This window comes from Paenibacillus sp. 1SOY10 (assembly GCF_056836745.1).
On record NZ_JBXENK010000001.1, the window covers coordinates 242,986 to 260,004 of the forward strand.

Consider the following 17,019-nt stretch of genomic DNA (forward strand, 5'->3'; position numbering starts at 1 on the left):
CAACTTCATTCCTCCCGTCCAATCCAATTCTCTTTATCTTGTCAAGCCTTGTGCTCTTTATTCGTTATCGTCCGCTGTCTAAGGATAAAGACAACACCAAGCGTCAGCAGGAACAGAACGTAGGACAAGACCAGCCTACTCAAATTGACGCCGGGAAATACAATCGGTGCACTGATTAACCCGAACAGCCAAATACTGGATAGATTACCGACCATATTGGACCACGCATAGGATCTAAGCTTGAGACTTGAAATAGCCGACATGAAGGAGATGATATTGTTTGGCATGATCGGAATCGTCCGCAGGAAGATAACAGCCCAAACGCCATAGCGGTCCAACCCCTTCTGCCATTTCTCATATTTCTTCAGCTTATGCATCCATTTGCGGTTGAACCAATCGGTGAACCAGTAGCCGCATAATAAATAAACGATCAAGCCTGCCGATGAGCCCGCAATCCAACTAGCCAGTAGCCCTTCCGCGATGCCAAGCAAGGAAATATGCAGCAGCACCAGGGTAGCAAAAGGAAAGAAGCCGAACAGTCCCTGAATGACCGCCAGTGGAATGGTTAACAGCAGAACTGAATAACCACCTAGAGAAGTCGTTGCCAAAAACCAATCTGCGATTTGACTAATCCATTCATTCAAAATATCCGTACTCCATTCGGTTATAGTCTATCTTTCTACCCGTTTGCCCAAAATGACAAGATCCCTTTCTATTCCGTCCAGGTTCGCTACCTGCGGCAGATTCCCCCACCGTTCAAATCCATGCTTGGCCAGCAAGCCAAGGCTGGGATCATTATGACCAAATACAAAACCGAGCAAGGTCTTCACTCCAATGCTGGGACAGGCTACAAAAAGCCGGTTCAGCAATATACTGCCCAGCCCCTTGCCACGCCAGGATTGACTGATATAAATACTCACTTCCGCAGTGGCGGCATAAGCCGGGCGGCCATAGAAAGATTGAAGGCTAAGCCAGGCAATGATTCTGCCCTCCGAGCGCATTACCCATAGGGGACGTGCAGTTGGCGAATGATCAGCATACCACTTCAATCTGTCATTTACGGTGACTGGCTCTAAATCCGCAGTGACGCTACGGCTGGAAATGGTTTCGTTGTAGATATCCACAATAGCCGCCAAATCCTCCAAGTCAGCATCTTCAATCGTATAGTCAAAATCAAACTTTGTCATTCACTACCTGACCCTTCATTTAACGGAATATGTCATGCACCAACAATGAATCCCTACGGCAGCTCATGACGGATTTGCACGTAATGCTCAACGGTGGGGAAAGGATCGTAGAAATGATGCAGTAGCGCCTTCCATTCCTGATACTCCGGAGACTGCCGGAACCCAACTTCATGGGCTGAAATCGAATCCCACTTGACTAACAAGATATATTTGTTCTCCACCTCCACGCACTTTTGCAGTTCGTGATGGATATACCCGTTCATCCCGCTAATGATCTTCGACGCCTGACGGAAGCTGCTCTCGAACTCATTGATCATGCCGGGCTTTACCTGTAATTGGGCAACCTCAAGAATCATTCTCTCCTCCCCTTTCTGTTCAACTGATTATAGCATGGACCTTGGGCTTTATGAATCCAAAAACTGCCGCAACAGGACAAGAAAAAAGCGCGGGCCAAGGGAAGTGCTTTCCCTTCAGCCTGCGCTTTCCTGTGTGCTGATTATACGCCCAGCACAACGCGGTCATCGGCCAGCTTCCGGCCGCTGATGCGCTCGAACTCGCCAAGCAATTGCTCCATGGTTAAGTCGCGCTTGCGCGTCGCATCTACATCCAGAATAATGCGTCCTCCATCCATCATGATCAAGCGGTTGCCGAGGCGAATCGCCTGCTCCATGTTATGGGTGACCATCAATGTCGTCAGATGTAATTCATTGACGATATCCTGGGTCAGCTTGGTCACCAGCTCCGCCCGAGCCGGGTCTAGTGCCGCAGTATGCTCGTCAAGCAGCAGTATCTGCGGCTGCGTAAACGTAGCCATCAGCAGGCTAAGCGCCTGACGTTCTCCGCCGGACAAGCTGCCAACCTTCGCCCGTAGCCTGTTCTCCAGCCCAATACCAAGCCTGCCGAGTTCCTCCTGGAACAAGGCCCGTCGCTTGTGGGAGACGCCAATACGCAGCGAACGCCGCTTGCCACGAGAATAAGCCATCGCCAGATTCTCTTCAATCGTCATATGCGGAGCGGTTCCAGCCATCGGGTCCTGGAATACGCGGCCAATCCAGCGACTGCGCTGATGCTCCGGGAGATGACCGATATCTTCTCCGCCGATTCGCACCTCTCCGGCATCAGGTTTGATTACACCGGAGATCATGTTCATCAGTGTTGATTTACCAGCTCCATTACTCCCGATGACCGTGACGAAATCGCCCGGCTCCAGATGCAAGTTCACATTAATCAGAGCAATTTTCTCATCCGGTGTCCCCGGATGAAATAGCTTGGATACGGAAGATAGCTGCAACATTACAGTCCACCTCCCACTGTTTGGCGCTCGGCGGCGATCTGAGCAATTTCATCGGCACGGCGCCTAGCTTGCTTCTTCTGCTTCAAGGAACGCTGCACGGTAGGCAGCACCAGTGCCACGATGACGATGACCGCTGTAATGAGCTTCAAATCGGTTTGCTCCAGCCATTCCACGCGCAGGGCCATAGCAACGACCAGACGGTAAACAATGGAGCCCAGAACGGCAGCCAGGGTGGCCCAGAATACGGTGCGGGCCCCGAAGATGGCTTCCCCGATAATAACGGAAGCCAGTCCGATGACGATCATACCGATGCCTGAAGAGATATCTGCAAAGCCGGACTGCTGTGCAATTAGTGCGCCGGACAAAGCGACAAGCCCGTTGGAGAGGCTAAGCCCGATAATAATTGTGAAGTCGGTATTCGCTCCAAAACTGCGAATCATCCGCTTGTTATCCCCTGTGGCTCGCAAAGCGAGGCCCCACTCCGTGCGGAAGAACAAGTCCAGCAACAGCTTGATCGCAATGACCACAAAGGGCATAAATAACAGTGGAGACAGCGAACTGAACAAGGTCGTTTCTCCCAGCAAGGCCACATTAGGCTTGCCCATAATACGCATATTAATAGAATACAGGGCAATCATCATCAATATCCCTGATAGCAGGCCATTGATACGTCCCTTGGTGTGAATTATCCCGGTTATGCTCCCCGCAACCAGTCCACCGCAAAAAGCTGCGGCCGTAGCGATCCAGGGGGAGAATCCCCCCGTAATCATCACTGCGGCGATAGCCCCACCCGTTGTAAAGCTGCCATCTACCGTCAGGTCCGGGAAATCCAGAATCCGAAACGTAATGTAGACGCCAAGCGCCATTAGCGCATAAAGCAGGCCGGATTCCAAAGCTCCGAGCAGCGAGTTTATCATGATAGTTCCTCCTCCAGATGTGGAGATTTTCTGTCTATTCGAGTACGTTATTTTCCTTATCGATGACTTCGTCCTTCATGGCGTCGGTCACTTCAATACCTTGCTCAGCCGCAGCCTTGAGGTTCAGAATCAGATCAAGCTTATCCGGAACCGTGACTTTCAAATCGCCGACCTTTTTACCATTCTTCAGGACCTCTACAGCCATTTCTCCCACTTGATAACCATGATCGTAGTATTTAAAGCCTACGGTAGCAAAGGCCCCGTGCTCTACCGTATCACGATCACTGGAGAAGAACGGCAAATCATTACTATTGGCCACCTGAATGACTGTGCTGACCGCTTCAACCACGGTATTGTCCAGCGTGATATACAGTGCATCTACGCGTCCTACCAGGGATTCAGCCGCCTGCTTCACTTCCGACGTATTCGTAACAGAAGCCTTCACCAGCTTGATCCCATGAGCTTCCAACGCCTTCTCTGCATGATCAGCCATAATTACCGCGTTTGGCTCCCCTTGATTCAGCACCAGGCCTACCGACTTCACGTCTGTAAAGTGAGTCGCGATGAAATCCATCAGCTTCACAATGGCCTCAGGATTCGTATCGGAGGCACCGGAAATATTGCCGCCCGGCTGATCCAGATTATCTACCAGCTTCGCATCGAGCGGGTCCGTAACAGCCGCGAACAAAATCGGCGAATTCTTGACCTGCTGGGCAACAGCTTGCGCCGGAGGCGTTGCAATGGCAAGCACTAGATCATACGATTCACCAGCAATCTTCTGGGCAATGGTCGTATTGTTGGTCGCATCTCCCTGCGCATTGTTGTAATCCAGCTTCAGGTTCTCGCCTTCCACGATGCCTGCATCCTTCAATGCCGCAAGGAACCCTTCACGAGTCGCATCCAACGAAGGATGCTCCACAATTTGCGAAATGGCAATTTTGTAGGAGTCCTTGGCTGCATTTGTGCCTTCTCCCGAGCCATCGCTTTGCTCCTGCCCGGTACTTCCAGCATTAGCACTTCCAGAATTGGCACTATTATTACCGCAACCAACAATGCTAACCACCATCAACGATAAGAGTACAAGCCATCCCAATTTCTTCTTCATCTCTGTTCCCCTTCTCTCTTCTTAAAATAGTGACCCCCGCTTGGTTTAAGCTGTAAAGCGAGATCCGATTAACGCTTTCATAGATAAAAGTAATAAAGCATAAATGGGCACGCGTACGCTTCGCGCGGACGGGAAGTATTATTCCTATATTAAATGGTGGTCAATTATCCGTCAATAACAAAAGAAACCCGCATAAGCGGGTTTCCTACTAAAAATAATTCCAGCGGACATGACACGAACGGCTCACTTGCCGCTGAAATAAATATGCTTGGCCTGAAGGCCTTGCTCGTTCAACTCTATTACACCAAAGCTGTACTTGGCCTCACGCCGTTTATCTGTTGGCGAACCCGGGTTAAACCAGAGCACACCCCCACTCTCACTTAAATGCGGTTGGTGAGAGTGACCAAACAGAACAGCATCCACCGATTGGCCAGCAAAGGTGCGCTGTGCGTTCTCTCTGGCTCCGTAACCCCCGCCAGGCAGATGACCGTGACTTAGGCCAATTCTATATCCGCCCAGTTCCAGAATTTTGTGGTTCCCAAAGCGTCTGACAATTTCCGCTGGATCGTTATTGCCTGCCACCCCGTCCACCGGGGCCAAAGCTGTAAGCTGTTCCCATACTTCAAGCGTGACCCAATCCCCGAGATGCAGAATGAGATCACAGTTCTTGAAGCTTTGGAGCAGCTTGGGCGGAAGCCCTGCACCGCGGCGCGGCATATGGGTATCCGAAACTACACCTATACGCATGTCTATACCTCCATTCGGCTGAAAGGCGCTAAATCCATGCTTCATGCACCTCCGCCGCCTGATTCATTCCATGTTTAACGATAAATTTCCACGGTTTGCACATACTTCCGGTTCACTTGAGCCCATTCGGATTCCAGCTTGCGCTGCGCCGTTTCCAGTTCCTGTACCACCTGTCTTACGGCCGTATGGTTAGTCTGAACCTGAGTCAGCAAATCCTGAATTTGTCCCTGTACCAGCCAATCCACAATGAGTCCATCAAAGAAATAGTCCGAAAATTTAAGCATTCCCGAAATAACCATCCCCTCAGGCAAGGTAGATCCGACATCGTTAAGCTCCCGTTCGAAGCGCTTCAGACTGTGCTGAGCTACATTGATGCTATGCATTGCCTCATCAATATGGCTATGCTTGATATGTGTAGACAACATTCCTCCACCAAGCATATCGTAGGTGCCCCAGTTCTTGGCAGAATGCAGGCTGTCCTCCGCTGAACTCAAATCATGTTGTATGGATTGACCGGCATGCAGCGCCTCCCGCACCTCTTTCAATTGCACGGTTAGAACGGCCTCGTATTCGGCCAGCTCCCGAAGCTCTGTATCTTGCTCCAGAATCTGCTTCTCCTTGGCCTGAAATACACGCTGGTAATCATTTTTCCATCCGCTGATCTGCAGCAGCTTCTGTTCCAGCCCGGATATCTGCTCCTCTATATGACGAACATCTGCATCGGCTGTGTCAAACTTCACCTTCACCTCAAGCACTTCACGTTGCTCACGGTCCAGTTTCTCTGCTTTATTACCCAATAAGGTAGCCATTAAATTAGACAAAGACATGGAGGATAGTCTCTGGACATCCTCCTCCTCAGAGGCTAGTCTACGCTGCCAGCGGTCACGATCCTCCAGCAGATCAGCCAATTCTTCCCTGAGCGCCTTTAGCTGACCTTCCCATTTCTCCTGATTCCGACCCTGCTCCTTAATCTCTGCCAGCCGTACATTCAAATCCTCAAACATCCCGTCTCCTCCTTATACTGTGCCGATGTAAGTCTTCGGTTAACAATAGCTAAGATGTATTACGGAATGAAAATCCCGGAGTTTCAAGGCCTGCGGGTGATATGCTATATACCTTCCCGTCTGAATGATAACTACCGGGTGGTAAACATGCTCTTAATCAAGGAGAGGCCACTGAGCATACCGAAGAAAAATAATTGTGGTTCCTGAATGAGTTGATAATAGCCAACGATGTAAATTTGCTTCACATAAATCGTAATAATTGGATAGATGACCAATAAAAAGCTGGGTATAAATACGAAGGCCAGTAAGGGTCTATGGAATTTCCTGCGATTAGGCACCCCGTTTAGGCAGCTTAAATACAGACCAAATACAAAAGCATAAACGATTTCCCCAATCAGGGTGTAATCTATTCGATAAAAGGTTTGCGTTTTTTGCTCCATCATGCCGAGGAACTTGCCGCCGTAATACAACAGTAACAGCGCCCCAAGCATCCAGACAAAGTAATAAAAATAACCCTTTGAACTCTTCATACATTTAACTCTCCCTGTTTATATATGTAGACTAAGACACTTTATTTTACCACAAAGTGTAGGGAACGAGCTTAGCCATTTAGTGCCTCATCCTTCAGCAGCAGCACGGTTAGCAAGCCGATCAAAGGCAGCAAGGAGCATAGTTGCATAATGAACAGAATGCCGGATTGGTCAGCGAAATTGCCTAGCACGGCGGAACCCAATCCCCCAAGTCCAAAGGATAAGCCGAAGAACAAGCCCGATACCAGCCCTACTTTCCCCGGTAGCAATTCCTGAGCGTACACTACAATGATGGAGAAGGCAGAAGACATAATCAATCCGGCCATCACCACGAGCACCCCGGACCAGAACAGATTGGCATACGGGAGCAACAGCGAGAACGGTGCCGTGCCCAGGATTGATATCCAGATGATGTTCCGCCTGCCATAGCGGTCAGCCAAGGGACCCCCGAAGAAGGTTCCTACTGCCGCAGCAGCCAGAAAGGCAAAGATATACCATTGGGCCGTTTCCTTCGCTACCCCGTAATAATCCATCAGGAAGAAGGAGTAAAAGGTAGAAATACTGATCGAATAGACATTCTTGGAGAACAACAACAGTACTAGCACCGTGATCGCCAACACGACTCTATTTCGACTTAGCCCACTGCGAGGGAGGTCGCCAGTCTCCCCGGATAAGTTGACTTCTGCGCGCCGTTTGCGTGGCTTCAAATCCTGCCGGCTATACCATTTGGCTACATAGAATTGAACCACGATAGCCGCGACCGCCGCAAGTGCAAACCACGCCACGCTGGCCTGTCCGAATGGAATGAAGATTAAGGCCGACATCAGCGGACCTAATGAAGTCCCGATATTTCCTCCTACCTGGAAGATGGATTGGGCCAAACCACGTCTTGATCCAGCGGCCAGATAAGCTACTCGAGAGGATTCTGGATGAAATACCGAGGAGCCTAATCCAATGGCGGTTACTGCCAACAGAATGAAGGCATAACCGGGTGCGAAGGCCAACAGCACAACACCAACCAGGGTAAAGAATACACCGACAGGCAATATGTAAGGCCGTGGCCGAATATCAGCGTACAAACCGACCAAGGGTTGAAACATGGACGCCGTCATATTCATGGCGAAGGATATCCAGCCAATTTGCCCGTAGGTTAACATTAGAGATTCACGGAGCACCGGAAATAAAGCCGGAATGGCTGACTGCATCGTATCATTAAGTAAATGCACCAAACTGATAGCAAACAATATCGGATATACCGTTAAAGCGGAATGAGCCGGTTTAACGGCGGTTGACTGGTTCATCTGTACCTCTCTTTTCGGATGCTTATGCTATATCCTAGAAATTAAAATTATCCGGGTCCGATCCGAATCGCTGGTTCCGGTTAAGACCCTCAATGGCTTCCACGTCCTCCGCTGATAGCGAGAAGTCGAAGATATCGGCATTCTCGGCAATACGGGCTTCATGGACCGATTTGGGAATTGTCACAATTTGCGACTGCAAATCCCAGCGTAAAATGACTTGAGCCGCCGTCTTCCCGTATTTCTCGGCTATAGTCTTTATCGTATCATGGGTCAACAAGTTGCCCTGTCCAAGCGGAGACCAGGCTTCTACCTGAATACCCTTGGACTGACAATAGGTCCGCAATTCCTTCTGGGTCAGATAAGGATGCAGCTCGATTTGATTCACAGCAGGTACTACCTTGGCTTCTGCCAGTAAATCGTCCAAATGATGCACCTGAAAATTACTTACTCCGATAGCCCGTACCTTCCCCTCAGAGTATACCTTTTCCAGTGCCCGCCATGTATCCTTGTACTTCTCCTTGACTGGCCAGTGGATCAGGAACAAATCCAAGTAATCCAATTGCAAACGCTCCAGGCTCTCGTGAAAAGAAGCTAGCGCTGTCTCATATCCCTGATGAGAATTCCAAACCTTGGAGGTAATGAACAGGTCTTCCCGACGCAGGTCATTCTCTTGAAGCGCTTCCCGAACAGCCTGTCCTACGCCTTCTTCGTTACGATAAGCCGCGGCCGTGTCGATACTGCGATATCCCGTCCGAATCGCTGATTTAACCGCGTCCACCACTTCTTGACCTTCCTTCGCCAAGTAGACTCCAAGCCCAAACCAAGGCATTTGGATACCATTATTCAAAGTAACTGTAGCTTGCAATGTGTTTGTCATATTCCCTATTCCTCCTTCGATCCGATTTACTTTTTCTGGATTCCGGTATTCTTCCCCTACATCCTACATCAAATAGGTTAAAAAGAACAGTTCATGCCAAAAAGGCTGCCCGGAGGCAGCCTGCTAGGAGAGCTTGATCATTCAGATTAAGCCGTTTCTTTGGAGCGGCGCAGCTTTTGACGTGCTCGATAGAGTAAGATTTTGAAGTGGGACAAAGAAATGCCCATCAGATCTGCCGACTCCTGATAAGAAAAGCCATGCACGTTGTAGAGCAGTACAGCATGTTGCTGCTTTGGCTGAAGCTGGGATAACATAGCATATAATTCCCGTTCACTTTCCTGACCCAGGATGGACTTCTCTGGCGTGTCCTCGCTGGCATAGCGGTAGAAGAACTCATTCTCGTAAGACGAAGAACGGCTCTCCTTGCGCAATGTATCTATGTAAGCATTATGAGCAACACGCAGCAACCAAGCCTTGGCCCGCTTCCCCTCCGCCTCTTCCAAATGCTTCAGAGCCCGGCAAAAGGTTTCTTGCATCAAATCCTCAGCCGTATGCAAATTGCGGCACATACTGTATAAATATCGAAATACGTCATTTTTATATTCACGGTAAAGCAGGTCTAATGATCGTGTATTCATGATTCATACCTCACTTTCTCCAACCTCATAGCCAAGTTATCTGTGTCTGTCTTGAATTCATTATGACGAACAGAGTTTGCGTCCCGGCTAAGAAATTATTAAGTTTTCCTTAAGAAATCCCTGCAAATTCTTAAACAAAAGAGACGCCTTGCGGCGTCTACATTGAGGTTGTAACCATCTTTTGTTGATAATATCTAGGCTGATTCAGGTCACATCTCTATGCAACCGGACGATAAAGGCCGTACGGAATTCATTGCTCTCGACGCCAATGACCCCTTGATGAAGTTCAACAACATGCTTGGCAATCGCAAGTCCAATTCCGGAGCCCCCGGTATCAACAGCACGGGATTTCTCAACCCGGTAGAAGCGGTCAAAGAGATGAGGCTGGTCTGCCGCCGGGATCGGTTCTCCGTAATTGACAACCTCGGTGACAACTTCATTGCCTTCCTGCCAGCCACGAATATCAACGTATCTGCCTTCCTGACCATAACGAATTGCATTTGTAATCAGATTCTCGTAGACTCGTCTAAGCTTGTCTCCATCGGCTTGCACAAGGAGCGGGCCTTGCAGATAAATGCGGAACTCCATGCCACTCTCCTGCATCTGCCAACCGAAGTGAGCGGAGATTTGATGCAGCATTTCAGCCAGGTTGATACGCGCTTTGTCGAGTTTCATCTCCTTGTTCTGCATCCGTGTATACTCGAACAAGTCCTGGAGCAATTGCTTCAACCGAAGCGACTCCTCATACGCCATATTGACGTAATAGCGCAATTCGACCTCATCCCGGTAACGGTCCTGTTCAATAAGACCCAAGTATCCTGTGATGGACGTCAACGGAGTGCGCAAGTCGTGGGAGACGTTCGTAATCAGTTCATTTTTGGTCTGTTCGGCCCTCCGCTCTTCTTCCATGGAAGTACGAAGACGTTCTACCATCCGATTGATATCGGTGGCAAGCTGGCCTAATTGCCCCACATTCTCCACCGGTATTTTACGTACCGAGCCATCCTCAATCTTGTGCACTTCTTCAATCAACAGCTCCAGATATTTCTTCTCGTGACGACGTATGCCCCGGCGATAGAAATACAAGGAGAACAGCAGAATTATGGGCACACCCATCAAGTAGTAAGCTAACGGAAATCCAATGTTTCGATTAATCCACAATACGATGGTGTAGAAGCTTATACTGGGAAACACGACATAGAACAGCCGTGCCAGCAAAATAAGTAAAAACAACGATACCAAAGAAGCGATAACCGTCCAGAACAACCAGGCCAAAAAACGCAAGCTAGCTTTCAAGTTTGTAGCCGACCCCCCATACGGTACGAATCAACTTCTCCCCTTCCATTTCCTTCTCCAGCTTGTCCCGCAAGCGGCTGATATGGACCGTGACGGAATTTCCACTGTCCAGGTATTTGTCCTTCCAGATTAACTCGAAGATTTCCTCCGAGCCAAATACCCGCCCGGGATGGCTGGCCAGAAGATGCAGAATGCCAAACTCGATGGGCGTCAACTTCAATGGATTTCCATCTACGGTCGCTGTATGCGTTTCCTTATGAATTTGCAGGGAAGCCAGCTTGATAATATTTTCTTGATTCCCTTGAGACGACTGGGGCTGGGCCGCATATGAGGAGCGGCGTAGCAACGATTTGACCCGTGCTACGAGTTCTAACGGATTAAAGGGCTTCACCATATAATCGTCGGCTCCGGTCATAAGTCCGGTAATCTTGTCCATATCGCCATCCTTGGCACTAAGCATCAGGATCGGGGTAGTCCTAGTCTCCCTAATCTTCATACATACCAAGATACCGTCCAAGCCAGGAAGCATCACGTCAAGTATCACCAAATCAATCTCATCGTTATCGGTAATCTCCAGCGCTCGCAAACCATTGACGGCTTTCACCACGGTATATCCTTCATTAACCAAATATATTTCGATCAGCTTTGCGATTTTATCATCATCATCAACGATCAGAATCCGTTTACTCATAAACCTAATCATCCTTTATTTGAGCTGGGTATACATTAAACACAGTAACATCATACCATGTCTTTTGCTTCCAATAACAAATAAAAGGTTACAAAATACATTCATAATAAATTACAAATTTTCCACTTCTACACTGATTACATGATTAATTTTACGGAGAAAATGATAAATTTCTGTCGTATATTCTCGCTCAGAGGCGGTAATCACCATATCTATACGTTGTCTTCCCTCTTCAAGATCCTTGATTTTTAATCGACGAATCCGATGTGGATTGGCGCGAAGTCCAGGACCTTGCTCATCATTGCGTTCAATAATCTGAATTAACTCGGCTACATTACCGTGGTCTTCCATGACAATTTTTATGGAAACATCCCGTTGATTCAGCTTGTAAGGGCCAAGCCACTTTATAACATAAGGTACGAAATTAACAGAAATAATTAATAAGATAACGGTTAAAGCCGCTTCTACGTAAAAGCCTGTACCGATAGCAATTCCAATGCCGGATGCAGCCCAAATCATCGCCGCCGAGGTCAGGCCCGAGATTCCTTCATTGCTCCGTCGCAGAATAGCACCTGCCCCGAGAAAACCAATACCGCTGACGACCTGAGCCGCCAGTCGCATCGGGTCCATATTCGGGTGATCCGGGCCGGCAAATTTGGCAAAGGCTTCTATAGATACAATGGTTACCAAACAACTGGCAATACAAATAACCATACTCGTCTTGATACCGAGTGGCTTCTGCTTGAGTTGACGGTCAATCCCGATGAACAAGCCAAATAATAAGGCAAGGCAAAGCTTTATTACCGTCTCCCAATCCCAATCTAAGAACATCATCAATTACCGCTCCTTCTATATTTCTTTCCAACTGACAGAAGACTGCCCTGCTGAGGATAAATCAGCAGGGCTTGGTAGTATCTATTCAGATGATTTTCATCTTATTACTCTATTCTCTAGCCGCTCTAAGAATGACCACAACCTGCTTGCCGCTGACCTGAATTCCCCGCTCTTGCTGGCTGCAATGCTTCAAATCGCGGACCAGTTCCTCCGCCAGCTTTCGTGCAGGCTCTGATTGCTTACGATCCACAAGGACAGTGAGTTGCACATCATGCCCTGAGGACAGCAGCCGCTCAGCCTGACGCTTCTTGGTGTCATAATCATGCTCCTCAATTTGTGCGGTGAGACGAATTTCCTTCAGCTTACCGCCTGCAGCCTGCTTACGCTCCTGCCCCTTAGCTTGCCGCTGCTTGGCCTGATGCGCTGACCCGCTCACCAACTGACAAGGAGGCGGACTGGAGAATAGTGAAGTACAGACCAGGTCCACCTTCAAGGACTTCGCCAGCTTCAGCGCATCCTTCGTATTCATAATACCCAGATCCTCACCATCCACACCCGTCACCCAAACTTCGGAAGCCTTTATCTTCTCATTCATGATGATCATTCTGATTTCCCCGTCCCCACTACATATAATAGCCGTATTATAGCAGAACTGCTGATTTGGGCCAAGTCTCTCCCCCTATCGTCAGCCCAAACAAAAAAGCCGTTTTCCCCGAGATTTTCCGGGGAAAACGGCTTTATGTCAAACTCATGAATTCATGCTATTAAAATTGTGCTGCAAGGGCAGCCGCACGTTGTACACCATCTTGAATGATCGCTTCAGCACGATCTGGGAATTGGTTATGCCCTTCCACAAAGACCACTTCCGGATTGGTAATTCCCCAGAATGCCAAGGCGTTCTTCACGTAGTTCAGGGACATTTCCAGCGCAGTCATTGGACCTTCGGAATAAACACCACCACGAGCGTGAAGCAAGGCAATCTTCTTCTCACCGATCAAGCCTACAGGACCTTGTTCTGTGTATTTAAATGTTTTGCCTGCTTGGTTCAGGTAGAACAAGTAAGTCAGCAATTGAGCAGGAATCGTAAAGTTCCACAATGGGAAGGCAAATACGACTTTGTCCGCTTGCAGAAATTGCTCCAGATAGCCGTTTGCCAGAGTAGCTGCTTTTTGCTCTTCAGGCGTTGCTGGGATATCCTTCCCTGCTTTGAATAATCCATTAATCATATCAACATCGTAGTACGGCAGATCCAATTCGAACAAATCCAATTCGGTTACGGAATCCTGAGGATGTGTTTCCTTGTAAGCTTGTACAAAGCTTTCATACAATTTAACCGTTGCAGATTGATCCGCAGGGCGGCCGTTAGCTTTTACGAATAATACTTGAGACATGTAGGTTCCCTCCAACCAATAATTTTACTATATTTTTTATAGTATCTATTTTTTAAAGCGTTACTTTCAAACAATAATTATAATAAGGCCTAACTATCACTTTGTCAATTCTAGCTAGCTCAATTTGTGTAATTTAAATTCGCTGTACTTTATCTTGTGCTATAGGGCAGCGGTTATTATGCAATTTCGACACTATTTAAGTGATTTATATCACAATCCAACCCTTCCTCTCCACGTACGCTTAAATGGCTTACCTGAAATATTACCGACAATCGGTTAACTTTTTGAACTACCTCCTCTATAGAAAGGAAAATGGAAATGAAGCAGCCCCACTTGCTGAGAGGTTTTATCCTAGGGCTCTCTGCTCTTATTATGATCGCTGCCGCCTGGCTTGCCTTCCCTCCTGGCCCGGATGAAGCTGAGGAGGATATCACGACCTCACAGGAAGCCGAGCGAATCAATCAGGCACCTGTAGCTCCCATCATTGAGCGGGAGGGCAAGGTGGTTCGCATCGAAATGACGGCCCAGCGAACGGATATCGAAATTTCGGACGGCGTAATTTACAATGCCTGGACCTTTAATGGCACAGTTCCTGGACCGGTCTTGCGCGTCAAGCAAGGCGATTTGCTTCAGTTCACACTTGTCAATATGGACCCGGAGATGCCACATTCGATGGATTTCCATGCGGTCCATGCTGCACCGAGCCGCAAATTCATCGAAATTATGCCTGACGAGCAAGGCACCTTCGAATATCCGGCAGATACACCTGGAGTATTCATGTATCATTGTGGAGCGAGCCCGGTATTGCTTCATGTCGCTAATGGTATGTACGGAACCATCATCGTTGAACCTGAAGGCGGCTATGAGACCGATCATGAGATTGACCAAAGCTACACCCTGGTTCAGAGCGAATGGTATGCAGAGAACGATCTGGACGATTTCCAGCACGGCGATCCGGAATATGTTGTGTTTAATGGAGATGATTTTTCCCTCAAGGAGAAGCCCTTGCTAGCCAAGGTCGGAGACAAGGTCCGTCTGTATGTGATGAACACAGGACCTAATCACGTATCCTCGTTCCATGTGGTAGGCACTACCTTTGACCGCGTTTACCTGGATGGGAATCCGCAGAACGTCCTTTACGGCATGCAGACTGTCCTTATCCCGGCTGGGGGTGGAGCCGTTGTTGAGTTTACGGTAACAGAAGATGGTGATTACCCCGTTCTGACTCATCAGTTGAACGATGCTTTCAAGGGAGCTATCGCCATTCTGCGAGCCACCCATGACGGACAGGATCATGGAGAGGCTACGATGAGCCATTAATTGGCCAACCCTGTAAAAATAAATAATTATAGAGGTGATTGAACATGAATCAAGCAGATGCCAAAGTCATTGAACTGGATGTACGCGAACAACTCAGAAACAAGCTGGAACCATTCCAGCTTATTATGGATACCCTCAAGACGGTCGAGCAGGACGACATCTTCGTCCTCCATGCCACCTTCAAGCCCACACCACTGATTGGCTTGCTGAAGATGAGAGGATTCGCTGGTAAAGCGGAGATGCTGGAGAAAGAGCATTGGGTGACCACCTTTGTCCACAAAAAGAATAAGACTTGGCTGGAACAGCAGCCCGAGGGTGCTGAGGAAGGGAAATCGACAGAGGCTCATTCGAATGCTTCCCTCAATGCACAGGACTGTTCTACGGAAGAGAAGCAGTCCATCATCGAACTGGATAATCGTGGACTGGAACCCCCTCAACCCATGGTCCGTACCCTTGCAGCCGTTGGCCGGAGCAAGCCGGGTGGAGAGGTGCATATCCACAACGATCGCGTTCCTGTTTTTTTAATTGAGGAATTGAACAACTTAGGCTGTACCTATACTGTCGAGGAACAACCCGATGGATCAGCCAAGGTGAAGATACGCAAGCCCTAAGGAGGTGACCACCTATGCCGGCAATGTCCCGTCTGCCCTTTTTATTTATCGTTACAGGGATTTTCGGATTTGTTCTTTTCCATGCTACCTCCCTCATGTCACTTACAGGCTGGCTCGGCGAGGATATTCGTGGCCCGGCCGGCTGGTTCCAGGTTCATCTGTTTGTATTAGGGTGGGCTACTATGCTGGCGATGGGTGCCGTTTACCAGTTGATCAACGTTATCCTGCAAGCCACCCTCTACAGTGAGCGACTTGGTTATATCCATTACGTCTTGTTTACCGTTGGATTGTTTGGTTTGCTGTTCGGCTTTGTCCAAGGAGATACGTATTGGATTGGCGGTTTTGCTACCGTTGCCTTCTCCGGCATCGTACTATTCGTCTGGAATATGGCCGCAACCCTGCTGCGCGCGCAGCTTTGGAATGCTATCACTCTCAGCACCGCTTGCGCTGTAGTCTTTCTGCTATTAACCGGCTTAACCGGGATGACGATGGGTATCGGCTTTGCTACCGGCTTATGGAGCGATTGGCATGAGAACCTGTTCGGCGCCCATATCTGGCTAGGTACATTGGGATGGTTTGGTCTTTTAATCACCGGATTCAGCTACAAGCTACTGCCCATGTTCTATCTATCCCATGACTATCCTCTCCGGTTGGAGTATGTCGTGCTTGGTTTGTGGAATGCCGGTGTGTTACTGGGAGCAGGCTCCTTCCTGCTGGGGTCCCCCATCGGATTTAAGATTACCGCATTAGGGCTTATGGCTATCGCGCTGATTGTCTACAATATACATTTGCTGCAAATTCGTAAGAAACGGCACAAGCGCAGCCCCGGTGCTGGCATTGAATGGGCTGTTACAGGGAGCCAATTGCTGGCCTTATTTACCACCTTGTTCTTCATTCGAGCCATCTTGCTGCCGGAGAACTTGCTGGATACGTCTACCGTGTTAGTTGCAGGTTGGGTGTATCTTAGCTGCTGGGTGTCCTTTACTGTACTTGGTTATGTATCGAAGATCGTACCGTTCCTATGGTGGACTCACAAATATGGCAAACAAGCCGGGAAGCCAGGAACACCGGTACTCGCAGATCTGCTGGATGATCGCAAGGTCAATCTTGGCTTAACCCTTATCTTATGTGCCAATTTGACGGTTCTGATCGGACTGGTTCTTGGGCTTTCGCTAGTCGTTGCGCTGGGAGGAGCTGTGCTTTCGGTTGTCTCCCTCGCCTATATCACAATTATCGCTTTGGTATTTGCCCACTAAATTCAAGCTGGAGGAATGAT

20 protein-coding genes are annotated in these 17,019 nt (G+C 48.7%); 3 read left to right on the plus strand and 17 right to left on the minus strand.

Features of this window, described 5'->3' with window-relative positions; translation table 11 throughout:
- Window positions 1-41 precede the first annotated feature (41 nt).
- The 17 genes from AC1VOR_RS01090 to AC1VOR_RS01170 form a co-directional block, all read right to left on the minus strand.
- A complete protein-coding gene (locus AC1VOR_RS01090) occupies window positions 42-644 on the minus strand; it encodes a TVP38/TMEM64 family protein (RefSeq protein WP_482615241.1) in 603 nt (200 codons plus the stop codon).
- A 27-nt stretch (window positions 645-671) separates the two neighbouring features.
- On the minus strand, window positions 672-1,187 hold the full coding sequence (locus AC1VOR_RS01095) for a GNAT family N-acetyltransferase (RefSeq protein ID WP_482615242.1): 516 nt from the start codon (window positions 1,185-1,187) through the stop codon (window positions 672-674).
- Between the two features lie 53 nt (window positions 1,188-1,240).
- The gene (locus AC1VOR_RS01100) at window positions 1,241-1,543 is read right to left on the minus strand and encodes an antibiotic biosynthesis monooxygenase family protein (protein WP_482615244.1); all 303 of its coding nucleotides are present in this window, start codon (window positions 1,541-1,543) and stop codon (window positions 1,241-1,243) included.
- Window positions 1,544-1,683: 140 nt separating this feature from the next.
- Window positions 1,684-2,481 carry an ABC transporter ATP-binding protein gene (locus AC1VOR_RS01105; protein WP_482615246.1) on the minus strand — a complete coding sequence of 266 codons (798 nt, stop codon included), beginning with the start codon at window positions 2,479-2,481 and terminating at the stop codon, window positions 1,684-1,686.
- The gene (locus tag AC1VOR_RS01110; RefSeq protein ID WP_482615248.1) at window positions 2,481-3,398 is read right to left on the minus strand and encodes an ABC transporter permease; all 918 of its coding nucleotides are present in this window, start codon (window positions 3,396-3,398) and stop codon (window positions 2,481-2,483) included. Before AC1VOR_RS01110 ends, AC1VOR_RS01105 begins: the two co-directional genes overlap by 1 nt.
- Before the next feature lie 34 nt (window positions 3,399-3,432).
- Window positions 3,433-4,503 carry an ABC transporter substrate-binding protein gene (locus AC1VOR_RS01115; protein WP_482615250.1) on the minus strand — a complete coding sequence of 357 codons (1,071 nt, stop codon included), beginning with the start codon at window positions 4,501-4,503 and terminating at the stop codon, window positions 3,433-3,435.
- A 243-nt stretch (window positions 4,504-4,746) separates the two neighbouring features.
- The gene (locus AC1VOR_RS01120; protein ID WP_482615252.1) at window positions 4,747-5,250 is read right to left on the minus strand and encodes a metallophosphoesterase family protein; all 504 of its coding nucleotides are present in this window, start codon (window positions 5,248-5,250) and stop codon (window positions 4,747-4,749) included.
- Between the two features lie 74 nt (window positions 5,251-5,324).
- On the minus strand, window positions 5,325-6,254 hold the full coding sequence (locus tag AC1VOR_RS01125; protein WP_482615254.1) for a hypothetical protein: 930 nt from the start codon (window positions 6,252-6,254) through the stop codon (window positions 5,325-5,327).
- A gap of 131 nt (window positions 6,255-6,385) precedes the next feature.
- Window positions 6,386-6,784 (minus strand): hypothetical protein, encoded by a 399-nt coding sequence (locus AC1VOR_RS01130; RefSeq protein WP_482615256.1) that lies wholly within the window; start codon window positions 6,782-6,784, stop codon window positions 6,386-6,388.
- Window positions 6,785-6,855: 71 nt separating this feature from the next.
- The gene (locus AC1VOR_RS01135) at window positions 6,856-8,085 is read right to left on the minus strand and encodes an MFS transporter (RefSeq protein ID WP_482615257.1); all 1,230 of its coding nucleotides are present in this window, start codon (window positions 8,083-8,085) and stop codon (window positions 6,856-6,858) included.
- A 34-nt stretch (window positions 8,086-8,119) separates the two neighbouring features.
- Window positions 8,120-8,962, minus strand: coding sequence for an aldo/keto reductase (locus tag AC1VOR_RS01140; RefSeq protein WP_482615259.1), 843 nt, complete (start codon window positions 8,960-8,962; stop codon window positions 8,120-8,122).
- A 146-nt stretch (window positions 8,963-9,108) separates the two neighbouring features.
- Window positions 9,109-9,600 carry an RNA polymerase sigma factor gene (locus AC1VOR_RS01145; RefSeq protein ID WP_482615261.1) on the minus strand — a complete coding sequence of 164 codons (492 nt, stop codon included), beginning with the start codon at window positions 9,598-9,600 and terminating at the stop codon, window positions 9,109-9,111.
- 204 nt (window positions 9,601-9,804) lie between these two features.
- Window positions 9,805-10,896 carry a sensor histidine kinase gene (locus AC1VOR_RS01150; RefSeq protein ID WP_482615263.1) on the minus strand — a complete coding sequence of 364 codons (1,092 nt, stop codon included), beginning with the start codon at window positions 10,894-10,896 and terminating at the stop codon, window positions 9,805-9,807.
- A complete protein-coding gene (locus tag AC1VOR_RS01155; protein WP_482615264.1) occupies window positions 10,886-11,587 on the minus strand; it encodes a response regulator transcription factor in 702 nt (233 codons plus the stop codon). The genes AC1VOR_RS01150 and AC1VOR_RS01155 overlap by 11 nt, the downstream gene beginning before the upstream one ends.
- Before the next feature lie 111 nt (window positions 11,588-11,698).
- A complete protein-coding gene (locus AC1VOR_RS01160) occupies window positions 11,699-12,418 on the minus strand; it encodes an MgtC/SapB family protein (protein ID WP_482616373.1) in 720 nt (239 codons plus the stop codon).
- Between the two features lie 112 nt (window positions 12,419-12,530).
- Window positions 12,531-13,025: a translation initiation factor IF-3 gene (gene infC, locus AC1VOR_RS01165; RefSeq protein ID WP_482615265.1), complete on the minus strand. Its 495-nt coding sequence runs from the start codon at window positions 13,023-13,025 to the stop codon at window positions 12,531-12,533.
- A gap of 160 nt (window positions 13,026-13,185) precedes the next feature.
- Window positions 13,186-13,812, minus strand: a complete 627-nt coding sequence (locus AC1VOR_RS01170; RefSeq protein WP_482615266.1) for an FMN-dependent NADH-azoreductase — start codon at window positions 13,810-13,812, stop codon at window positions 13,186-13,188.
- A 318-nt stretch (window positions 13,813-14,130) separates the two neighbouring features.
- Between AC1VOR_RS01170 and AC1VOR_RS01175 the strand changes: the two genes are divergently transcribed.
- From AC1VOR_RS01175 to AC1VOR_RS01185, 3 genes are read left to right on the plus strand one after another with little or no spacing between them, the layout of a single operon-like run.
- Entirely contained in the window at window positions 14,131-15,132 is a 1,002-nt protein-coding gene (locus tag AC1VOR_RS01175) for a multicopper oxidase domain-containing protein (RefSeq protein ID WP_482615267.1), read from the plus strand.
- Between the two features lie 44 nt (window positions 15,133-15,176).
- Window positions 15,177-15,743 (plus strand): DUF2249 domain-containing protein, encoded by a 567-nt coding sequence (locus tag AC1VOR_RS01180; protein ID WP_482615269.1) that lies wholly within the window; start codon window positions 15,177-15,179, stop codon window positions 15,741-15,743.
- Between the two features lie 14 nt (window positions 15,744-15,757).
- A complete protein-coding gene (locus AC1VOR_RS01185) occupies window positions 15,758-16,999 on the plus strand; it encodes a hypothetical protein (RefSeq protein ID WP_482615270.1) in 1,242 nt (413 codons plus the stop codon).
- Window positions 17,000-17,019: the final 20 nt, after the last annotated feature.

Coding starts and splice junctions, on each gene's coding strand:
- AC1VOR_RS01175 (WP_482615267.1), top strand. CDS start 14,131: ATGAAGCAGCCCCACTTGCTGAGAGGTTTTATCCTAGGGCTCTCTGCT.
- AC1VOR_RS01180 (WP_482615269.1), top strand. CDS start 15,177: ATGAATCAAGCAGATGCCAAAGTCATTGAACTGGATGTACGCGAACAA.
- AC1VOR_RS01155 (WP_482615264.1), bottom strand. CDS start 11,587: ATGAGTAAACGGATTCTGATCGTTGATGATGATGATAAAATCGCAAAG.
- AC1VOR_RS01135 (WP_482615257.1), bottom strand. CDS start 8,085: ATGAACCAGTCAACCGCCGTTAAACCGGCTCATTCCGCTTTAACGGTA.
- infC (WP_482615265.1), bottom strand. CDS start 13,025: ATGATCATCATGAATGAGAAGATAAAGGCTTCCGAAGTTTGGGTGACG.
- AC1VOR_RS01115 (WP_482615250.1), bottom strand. CDS start 4,503: ATGAAGAAGAAATTGGGATGGCTTGTACTCTTATCGTTGATGGTGGTT.
- AC1VOR_RS01145 (WP_482615261.1), bottom strand. CDS start 9,600: ATGAATACACGATCATTAGACCTGCTTTACCGTGAATATAAAAATGAC.
- AC1VOR_RS01125 (WP_482615254.1), bottom strand. CDS start 6,254: ATGTTTGAGGATTTGAATGTACGGCTGGCAGAGATTAAGGAGCAGGGT.
- AC1VOR_RS01100 (WP_482615244.1), bottom strand. CDS start 1,543: ATGATTCTTGAGGTTGCCCAATTACAGGTAAAGCCCGGCATGATCAAT.
- AC1VOR_RS01110 (WP_482615248.1), bottom strand. CDS start 3,398: ATGATAAACTCGCTGCTCGGAGCTTTGGAATCCGGCCTGCTTTATGCG.
- AC1VOR_RS01170 (WP_482615266.1), bottom strand. CDS start 13,812: ATGTCTCAAGTATTATTCGTAAAAGCTAACGGCCGCCCTGCGGATCAA.
- AC1VOR_RS01185 (WP_482615270.1), top strand. CDS start 15,758: ATGCCGGCAATGTCCCGTCTGCCCTTTTTATTTATCGTTACAGGGATT.
- AC1VOR_RS01095 (WP_482615242.1), bottom strand. CDS start 1,187: ATGACAAAGTTTGATTTTGACTATACGATTGAAGATGCTGACTTGGAG.
- AC1VOR_RS01130 (WP_482615256.1), bottom strand. CDS start 6,784: ATGAAGAGTTCAAAGGGTTATTTTTATTACTTTGTCTGGATGCTTGGG.
- AC1VOR_RS01120 (WP_482615252.1), bottom strand. CDS start 5,250: ATGCGTATAGGTGTAGTTTCGGATACCCATATGCCGCGCCGCGGTGCA.
- AC1VOR_RS01105 (WP_482615246.1), bottom strand. CDS start 2,481: ATGTTGCAGCTATCTTCCGTATCCAAGCTATTTCATCCGGGGACACCG.
- AC1VOR_RS01140 (WP_482615259.1), bottom strand. CDS start 8,962: ATGACAAACACATTGCAAGCTACAGTTACTTTGAATAATGGTATCCAA.
- AC1VOR_RS01160 (WP_482616373.1), bottom strand. CDS start 12,418: ATGTTCTTAGATTGGGATTGGGAGACGGTAATAAAGCTTTGCCTTGCC.